This is a genomic window from Fulvivirga aurantia, from assembly GCF_009711475.1.
GTDB classification, from domain to species: Bacteria; Bacteroidota; Bacteroidia; order Cytophagales; family Cyclobacteriaceae; genus Fulvivirga; species Fulvivirga aurantia.
On the sequence record NZ_SMMD01000810.1, the window covers coordinates 1 to 9,090 of the forward strand.

The window sequence follows — 9,090 nt, forward strand, 5'->3', positions numbered from 1 at the left end:
CAGGATGACTCACCTTTTGAGACGGCCTCGGTGATCAAAAAAGTAATTGGAATAATGTTACTCAGTCAATGAAAGAATGGCCTTGGCATAGTTACCATCGATTGTAGCGCCCTCAGTAGCAGTACCGTTGGTGACATCTATAATGTATATACCGGCATACTCACTGTTATTTACACCCAGGTAAAGCTTGCTGCCCTCTACAAGAGTAGTACTTGCCCAGCCTCCACCAGATCTAGGTACATCGTTAAGCATGGTAAATGAACCTGTATTTAGATCCAGGATGCCAGTCTCCAATAGCGGTGTTTCTGAAGTTGGTGCGTAAGTAGCCCAAAGGAAGTCTCCATTTGTTTCGTCTTCTTTTAGTACCCGCACCACTGCTTTGCCGTTGGCTACGTAGTACAGGTCATTGATCTTGTACCCACCGCTTATCGCTTCAAAATCGATATGAAATGAAGGATCAAATGCTGTTTCACCATTTTTTATTCTCAATACACCAGAGTTAGTGGCTGGCACTGGCGCATAACCACATGCCAGTGATGAAGGTGAAAAAGTGTAAATGTCACCATTTTCCGCAATCTCGAGAGCATTGGCTGTATAATACCGACCGATGTTAGGTGCCCGATCATCTTTGATGATTTTTTCTAGCTTGATCTCCGGATAGCTAAATACGGCTACTTCCGCCTGGTTGGCCATCGGTGTAGAGAAGTCACCTTCTGCTGAAATATGGTAGTAAGCAATAAACAATTTGTTACCCCTTACTTTGGCATCTACCGGAAAGGCTAACAGGTTATTTTCCTCATCATTTCCAAAGTCTGAAGAGACTGTTTTCTCAATGGCCATAGAGTTTGTATTCACCACATAAATTTTCTTATCGCTAAGGCCTTCACGAGCAGACCCTACAATAATCATGGTACTTTGATCTACAAAATCATAAGCATAAGTGCCCAGGTCTGTGAAAAAGCTTTGTCCTTTAGTAAGTTGCCCTTCTACATGTTCGTAGCTCACAAACTCAGGTGCTGAAGTATAACCTGTTACTATGATCTTGTCTTTACCCTGAAGGAATGACATCCATGCGGGTTGCTCAAAACCATTACCTACGGGAGATACAATACCTTCATCAAGCGAAGTTGCAGGGGTAAGCACGTCAGTCGCAGGATCAGTAGCGGCTTCAACGCCAACAAAATAATCTGTTTGAGCTATAGTTGGCTCATCATCAGAGCATGCCACAAATAACATGGCTGCTGAAATCAATAAGGAGAATAAGTATGTGTTACGCATTTTTAGTTTAGTTTAAGAAGTATCTAAGTTTTACATTAAAGTTTCGTCCTGGCCGTAGCTGCTGAAAATTGTCATAGAGCTTGGCGTCTAGTAAGTTGATCACACTCACAGACAGGTTGTATTTTTCCTCGGCAGTTGAGTACACAAACTCAACATCGCAGGAAGTCTGAGCATCTACTACGGCCTTACCCGCACTGGCAAGATTTGGCCATCTGAAATAAAATTCGTGTGTATAATTCTGCCTGTAGGTGATGGAGTAATGATCATCGGGGTTCAGCAAACCATCATTTCTGTAAGAAAGATTGAGGTTTCCGAATAAGTAGGGCATGTTTGGTAATCTCCAACTTTCCTCATCACGCGCCTCAACATAACTTCCGTTGAATGAGACCACCCACTTTTCGTTGCTAGCGTATCCTAAACTTAGATCTACACCTCTTGTGGTAACTTCTGCTTTATTGAGCCTACGCACTATTATACCTTGGGGCTGAGCAAAAATATAGTTGTCACCATCTCGGTAAAATCCATTTAGAGATACATTGAAACTGCTGTTTGGAAGCCTGTTGGTATAAATAAATCCGAGGTTGTAGTTATTGCCTTCTTCTGGTTTGAGCAGAGGGTTTGGTCGGTTGTTTAGTCCGTCACCAAAGAGTTCTTTTACTTCAGGGAGCCTCGTAGCCTGTTCAAAACTTGCCTTAAACTGCCACTTAGGTAAATGATAGGTGGTAGTAAAACCAAAACCAGTAAATGCCTCTTCTTTTGACACTGCGATCTGCTCGTCTCCCGAGTAGTCAGATTCCCAACCTCTTACGCTGTAATCATAGTATTTGCCAAAAACCGTATTTTTTAATCGATCTTCCAGCAGCGTGAGCGTATAGCTAGCACCCAGTATTTGTTTTGTTAAATGATTTGGGTTGGAGAACCTCGCGCTGTTTTCTCGCTTAAATGGATCTGCACCTTGCAGGGTATGTCGATTTAAACTGTAGTTGAGCGTCACACTTTGCGAAGCTGTAAGTTGATACTCGGCATTGATGTTGGCCAAATAGTTATCTGTATTTAGAGTAAAAAGTGTCTTACGATTCTCAATCTCACCTGTAGTATTATCAGTTTTTTCGGTTCTATTGCCAAACCAATCATACCTTACACTGGCTGTATCTCGTTGTAGGGACTCAGAAAATACAGCTACAAAATATGAGTTAAGTGAAAGGCCTTTGGTAAATAGATCTTGCTTATTTAAAGTGAGATTAGTGATGATCTTTTTCTCCTCACTGGCTACCTCACCATAAGGAAACTTGGCCACACCAGAAGCATATTCAGGCTGCTGAAGCTCCTTGTAGTTGTCAGAGTACATGATGCCAGCCATCAACTGATCGGCAAATGCGGTTCCGGTAAAACCAACGTCAGCCCACGCCATTTTACTTTCGTAAGCATCGTGAAAACGTTCAACCCAAATTTCTTCTTCAGCTTCTTTGCCAGTTGAGAGGTCCAACGGTTTGATGGGCACTTTGTAATTGTTCTTCGAAAAATTGTAAAACGACTTCAGCCGGGCTGTAAAGCCTGAATTTTTATTTCTATACTGACCATTTAGGGAGCTTAAGTGCGTGCCGAAAGAACCAATTGCGTAGGAGGCATCTAAATATGACTGTGTAGTGCCATTGGTAATAACATTCACAGCACCTCCAAGAGCATCAGAAGATAAGTGCACCGGTACCACACCTTTATACACCTCTATACGGTTGATCAGGTTTGCTGAGAAATTATTAAGAGAAAGTGATGACCCGAAATAATCCATTGGTACGCCATCGAGAAAGATTCTCACCTGATTGCCTGACAAGCCATTGAGTGAAAGGTTAAAATCAGATCCCACACCGCCTGATTGGCGAATATTTACACCAGAAATTCTGCCCAGTATATCATTAGCACTGGTAGATAGGTTTTTAAAACCCTCTGCTTCCACTACTTCTACAGCATAAGCCTGCTCTCTGGTTATAGTTGCCTCAGACTTGGCGGTGATAACCACCTCATCGAGTTGTTCAGTATCTTCCTGAAGTACAAAATCAAGACTTACATTACTATTTGGTTCGATTAGAACTGTTTTGGTAATTCTTTCATAACCAATGGCCGATACCTGCAACTGTGTAGAACCCTTTTGAGAAATATTTTGAAGGATATAATTGCCTTCTACATCTGCTGCAGTACCTGTTGATGTCCCTTTGATAGAAACGGTGGCTCCTACTATCGGCTGTCCATGGACATCAGTTATTTGTCCTTTAACCGTTGACTGTGCTACGGCAAAACCAAAGGTTAAAAAAGTAATGGCCACGAGCAGCGCTATTGATTTCATTATTTAGAATCATTTTAAATAGAGCTGCAATACTATATCTACACATTACGTTTGCCAACCATTTGTGCTATTGATTTTTCCTCTAACTGAAAATTCACTAGGCCTGGCTAGAGGCAATCACTAGTTGTAGTGATAGAAGACTCACTAGAAGTAGTGATATTTTTTTCATAACACATATAAACAAAAAAACACCATGCAGATTACTACACGGTGTCTTTATATGATTTTAGAAAAGTTTTAGTTCCTTCTTCTCCTTCCGCCTCCACCTCTATGGCTGCGACCTCTCCCGGATGATCTAGGCTTTCCACCGTGGCTTTTCGCTCTACGGCTGGCACGGTTTCCTCCACCACCTTTGCCTTTTTTCTCAGGCATTTCGTCATCACGGTTTACTCTGATAGCGCGCCCTTCTACTTCTACGCCTTCAAAGCACTCGCTCAGGCCTTTGTCGTACCCTTTTTCTACATTGAAGAAGGCACAGCTTTTCTGAATTGAAAAATCAGTAAACACCTTTCTGTCAACGCCACTCACATCTGAGATATAGTGCACCAAATCAGCTTTGGTTATACCATCCATAGTACCGATGTTGATAAAGAATCGATTAGAAGTTCCTTTCTTCTTTCTACCGCCTTCATCACCGCCACCTTGTTTTTGGCTTTCATTCAGATCATTATCTTCTCCCTCGTTTCCTGTCAGGTGATCTAATTGGGTTGTAATAAGCCTTTTGAGTATATCTTCTTTACTTAAATGCTCAAATTGCCCGTGAAGATGCTTCAAGATTTCATCGGCCTGTTCATCTACTTTCGTATTGATGATGAGGCTCGCCCAATTGTTGATGCGTGTCGATTTCAAGGCCTCTGTAGTAGGCACTTCTATCTTCTCAAACTTTACATTTATCTTCTTCTCGAGCATACTGATCTTTCTGCCCTCGCGAGGGTTGATCAAAGCCAGTGAAACACCTTTCTTACCTGCTCTACCGGTACGACCACTTCTATGCGTATAGCTCTCAAGTTGATCTGGTAGTGTATGGTGGATAACGTGTGTCAAATCATTTACATCAATACCACGAGCCGCAACATCAGTAGCCACCAATAATTGCATTGATCGCATTTTGAAACGCTTCATCACAGCTTCTCTTTGTGCTTGTGACAAATCACCATGCAGGGCTTCTGCACCATATCCCAGATTGCCCAGGTGGTCAGAAATTTCCTGCGTTTCTCTTCTTGTGCGGCAAAACATAATACCACGCATGTCGGGCTGCAGATCTAAAAATCTTCTTAAAGCAGCTACTTTATCAGCGGTTTTAGTTACCACATATTTGTGAGAAATGTCTTTATTACTTTTCTCTTTGGTATTGATAGAGACCTCTTTAGGGTCTTTCATGTATTTCTTTACAATCTTGCGTATCTCTGGCGGCATAGTAGCCGAAAATAACCAGGTTACACGCTCTTCCGGAGTGTAAGAGAGAATGTCATCAATATCCTCTTTAAAGCCCATATTAAGCATCTCATCTGCTTCATCGAGCACGACATATTGTACTTGATCGAGCTTTATTGCTTTACGCTTTATAAGGTCTAGCAGTCGGCCCGGAGTGGCTACTACTATCTGAGTTGGCTTTTTAAGCGCCTTAATTTGTGTTGTTATTGAAGCGCCACCATATACAACTTCAACATTTAGTTTCTTATTGTTACTGGTAAAATCTACCAACTGCTTTGCAGTCTGCATGCCCAATTCTCTGGTGGGAGCCATCACCAAAGCCTGTGTCGATTTATCGTCAAGATCGATTCGGTCAATTAGTGGAAGTCCAAAAGCAGCCGTCTTACCTGTACCAGTTTGTGCTAAACCGATAAAGTCTGTAGGTGTATTGCTTAGTAAGTAAGGGATTGCTTGTTCCTGGATGGGTGTTGGGTTTTCAAACCCAAGTTGATCGAGCACTTCAATCACTTTAGATGAAAGCCCTAGTTTGTTAAAATTATTCAAAAAATATTCTTTATTAATGAGCCACAAAGGTAGCTATATAAAATCGGATAAACTCTGAATTGTATTATTTGTTTACAGGGTATACTGAAAACAAAATAATCATTATGAAAAAGAGGTGGAAAATCCTGATTGCTATTGTTATTCTATTGATTGCAGGAAGAATCTATCTGCCTTATTATATTACAGATTATGTAAACAAAGTGCTCGATGATGTACCAGGCTACTCAGGCTCTATTTCTGATGTAGACTTACGGCTATATCGCGGTGCCTATAAAATCTATGACCTTAAAATGGTGACCACTGGTGGTGACGTGCCAGTACCATTCCTTGACATCCCGGTGATTGACCTTTCTGTTGAGTGGAGTGCACTATTTAAAGGCGCCATTGCTGGCGAAATAACCTTAACTCAGCCGCAGCTCAATTTTGTAATGTCCGTTTCGGATAGTACCGCTACCGAACAAACAGGTGGAGATGCCGATTGGACCAAACCAATTAAAGAATTGATGCCCATTAGCATTAACAGGTTTCAAATCACTAACGGCAGTATTCACTACCTTGATTTCTCAACCGAGCCCAAAGTAGACATTTATATTGATAGCCTTAATGCTTTAGCCACTAACTTTTCCAATGTAACGAATAGTGACAATCCATTGCCCGCTCTAATAGAAGCCTCAGGCAGTAGTCTGGGAGGCGGTAAATTGTCATTGACATGTAATATGAATCCGCTAATGCAAATCCCGGATATGGATATGGAAGGTCGGTTTGAAAATGCCAATATCCCAGCCTTTAATGATTTTACGCAGGCATATAGCAAATTAGACTTCCAGCAAGGATCATTAAGTGTTTTTAGCGAATTGAGTATTAAAGACGGTAAATTCAATGGTTATGTAAAACCCGTGATAAATGATTTGAAGGTAGTTGATTTTAGCGAAGACAAGAAAAACCCACTGGGTCTGTTATGGGAATCTGTTGCTGGGCTATTTATTGAAATATTTGAGAACCAAAAGAAAGATCAATTTGCCACTCGCGTACCGATGCAGGGTGATTTAAACAATACAAAAACCAATATATGGCCTGTACTGGGCAATATTTTCAAAAATGCCTTTATCGAGGCGTTCAGCAAGCGTGTAGATGACTCTATTGAATTTGAAGAAAACGAAGAGTAGGACATATCGCCTATCTCCTTCTTTTAATCGTACTCTTTCCTTTTTTAGAAGGTATGACGTCAATATTAAAGAGATAGGCGACAGAGACCGATATAACCTGATAATTACCCCTTAGACTATCATTAAATTCTACATTTCCGGATTCGAAAATGGCATCATCTGCAATAAAACTACCTCCAAGGTAGTACCTAAAATCTAACATAAAATACTGATCTTGTAGTGTAGGTATCATAAAACCAAAACCGGCAGCTAGTCCATACTGCACTCGATTTGCAGAATTAACACGTAGATTTCCTTCACTACTCCCGGAAAATTTCACATCCACAGTGGTGTCAATAGTGGAGTCATTATCAGTAAAATTTAAATTAGCTTTACCCCTCAACCAATATCCGATATATGGGCCGGCATTTACATACATGCGATGAGCACCCATTAATTTGTTTTTGGCTTTAAAAGATAGTCTTAATAGGGCTGGCACTTCTATATGCCAGTTGTTGTAGGTTATTTCATTAGTTTTCTTTACGCGTTTCTCAAAGTTGGCTTCAAGATGTAATGAGTATTTGGGTGTAACTTCGAAATTGTATATACCACCTATGCCGTATACATTCGCAAACTTTGAATTATCTTCAGTAGTATTTTGCTTGTCATAACTAAATTGACTTAACCCATAATTGAGCCTTGGTCCAACTAAGTACTGTGCTAATAATTGATTAACACTTAGCAGGCAAATCACTAAAACAATTGTATTTTTGATCATCAATTACTTAAATTTTGAATTTCTAATCTATCGGTAATTTGTTATTTTAACAAAATAACATCTCTCAAGTATTTAATTTTTCTTTTTGCGGTTACAAAGTAATGACTTAAGGTACTAACAACAGGTGCCTTTTTTAATCTAACTAAATGAAATATTTTTTAACCTTACTGGGCCTAATATTAGTTTCACAATCATTTTCTCAAACCCGGATAACGAATCATTATTTTTTAAATCCGGCCGTCTATAACTCGTCTTTTGTAGGTTATAGTCACTATACAGAAATCCATCTGAATAGACGCCAACAATGGCAAGGAATTGAGGGAGCTCCTATTTCCAACGCTTTTGACCTTCAAATACCGTCCGGAAGAGGCGCATTCGGTTTTAAAGCTTACAACGAACAAAATGGAATATTAGATCACTCTTCAGCTTCTCTTACATTTAGCTATCAGGTACCCTTCAATGTAAATCATGGTCTTCGCTTTGGCCTTTCAGGAGGCGCTGGCATAAACTCGATAGATTTAGATGAGGTAAATATCAACGATCCGGCTGTTAATCAACTGAGTGACAACTCCTTAAAAGTAATAGGTGATTTTGGCTTTGCCTACTATTACAAATCTCTTTATCTGGGATTTGCCCTACCTCACCTTTTTACTGATAGCTTAGTAAGCCAGGAGTCTTTCCAGCAAATTGATTTTAGCCCGACAGACAATTATATTCTATCAGCTAAATACACTATTGAGCTTGCTGAAAACCGTATAGCTTTTGAACCTAATGTAATTTATAGAGTATTTGGCAATAACGAATCTCAGTTTGAAGCACAAGGGATACTCACCTTCTTAAATACGATATGGGTCGGTGGTTCGTACCGACAGGATTATGGAGTAACTACACATGTAGGCCTAAACATTAAAGATAAATTCAGTTTCGGTTTTGCTTATGAACTGGCCAGTGATCAAGTTTCTGGGTTTAACAACGGTTCACATGAATTTCATTTAAGACTGAGATTGGGCAAGAAAAAAGAAATTAAAGCTAAGGAGCCTGTAGACCGGGATGTAATAACCGATACTATTGAAGAAGAAAAACAGGAACCGGCAAAAGAAGAGATAGAAGAAAAACAAGAAGAAGATGAGGAGGAGAAGATAGATAATAAAAAAGAGGAGGCAGATGCATCTACAGGAGAAAAGCCGTCAGAAGAAAAGCCTCAAAAAGAAGATGTCAATAACCAGCAAACCAAAAGTGAGGTTATTAGTAAGGCGAATACCACTGAGCCGGAAGTAGAAAGCCCTGAACAGCCAATTGAAAATAATGTTAAACAGGGAATTAAAGAAGAGCAAATAGCGAAAGAAGAAACTGCAGATGGCACAAGTGATGAACCGGTGAGACTGAAGAAAGGAAAGCACCTTTTAGAACTAGATTATGGACATTATGTAATTGTCGGAGCTTTCTCACAATTTGAAAATGCTGAAAACTATAGTGACAAACTATTCCAAATGGGCTACGAAAACACTTTTGGTTACAACAGTCAGAAACAGCTCTACTATGTTATTTATAGTGAATCAAATTCTAGTGAA

Annotated in this window: 6 protein-coding genes; 2 read left to right on the top strand and 4 right to left on the bottom strand. The window is 40.1% G+C overall.

Going from position 1 to position 9,090, the window contains the following annotated elements; translation table 11 throughout:
• Positions 1-57: 57 nt before the first annotated feature.
• From E1176_RS11050 to E1176_RS11060, 3 genes are all read right to left on the bottom strand, one after another.
• Complete coding sequence (locus E1176_RS11050; protein ID WP_155210670.1) at positions 58-1,278, bottom strand: DUF4374 domain-containing protein; 1,221 nt, start codon at positions 1,276-1,278, stop codon at positions 58-60.
• Between the two features lie 7 nt (positions 1,279-1,285).
• Positions 1,286-3,619: a TonB-dependent receptor gene (locus E1176_RS11055; RefSeq protein ID WP_155210671.1), complete on the bottom strand. Its 2,334-nt coding sequence runs from the start codon at positions 3,617-3,619 to the stop codon at positions 1,286-1,288.
• Positions 3,620-3,856: 237 nt separating this feature from the next.
• The gene (locus tag E1176_RS11060) at positions 3,857-5,596 is read right to left on the bottom strand and encodes a DEAD/DEAH box helicase (RefSeq protein ID WP_155210672.1); all 1,740 of its coding nucleotides are present in this window, start codon (positions 5,594-5,596) and stop codon (positions 3,857-3,859) included.
• Positions 5,597-5,700: 104 nt separating this feature from the next.
• Here E1176_RS11060 and E1176_RS11065 point away from each other — a divergent pair, with 104 nt between their 5' ends.
• Entirely contained in the window at positions 5,701-6,762 is a 1,062-nt protein-coding gene (locus E1176_RS11065; protein ID WP_155210673.1) for a DUF748 domain-containing protein, read from the top strand.
• Between the two features lie 10 nt (positions 6,763-6,772).
• Here the strand turns inward: E1176_RS11065 and E1176_RS11070 are convergent, their stop codons facing one another.
• On the bottom strand, positions 6,773-7,519 hold the full coding sequence (locus tag E1176_RS11070) for a porin family protein (protein WP_155210674.1): 747 nt from the start codon (positions 7,517-7,519) through the stop codon (positions 6,773-6,775).
• A 146-nt stretch (positions 7,520-7,665) separates the two neighbouring features.
• Here E1176_RS11070 and E1176_RS11075 point away from each other — a divergent pair.
• The coding region (locus E1176_RS11075; RefSeq protein WP_155210675.1) for a PorP/SprF family type IX secretion system membrane protein at positions 7,666-9,090 on the top strand (1,425 nt) is incomplete at its 3' end.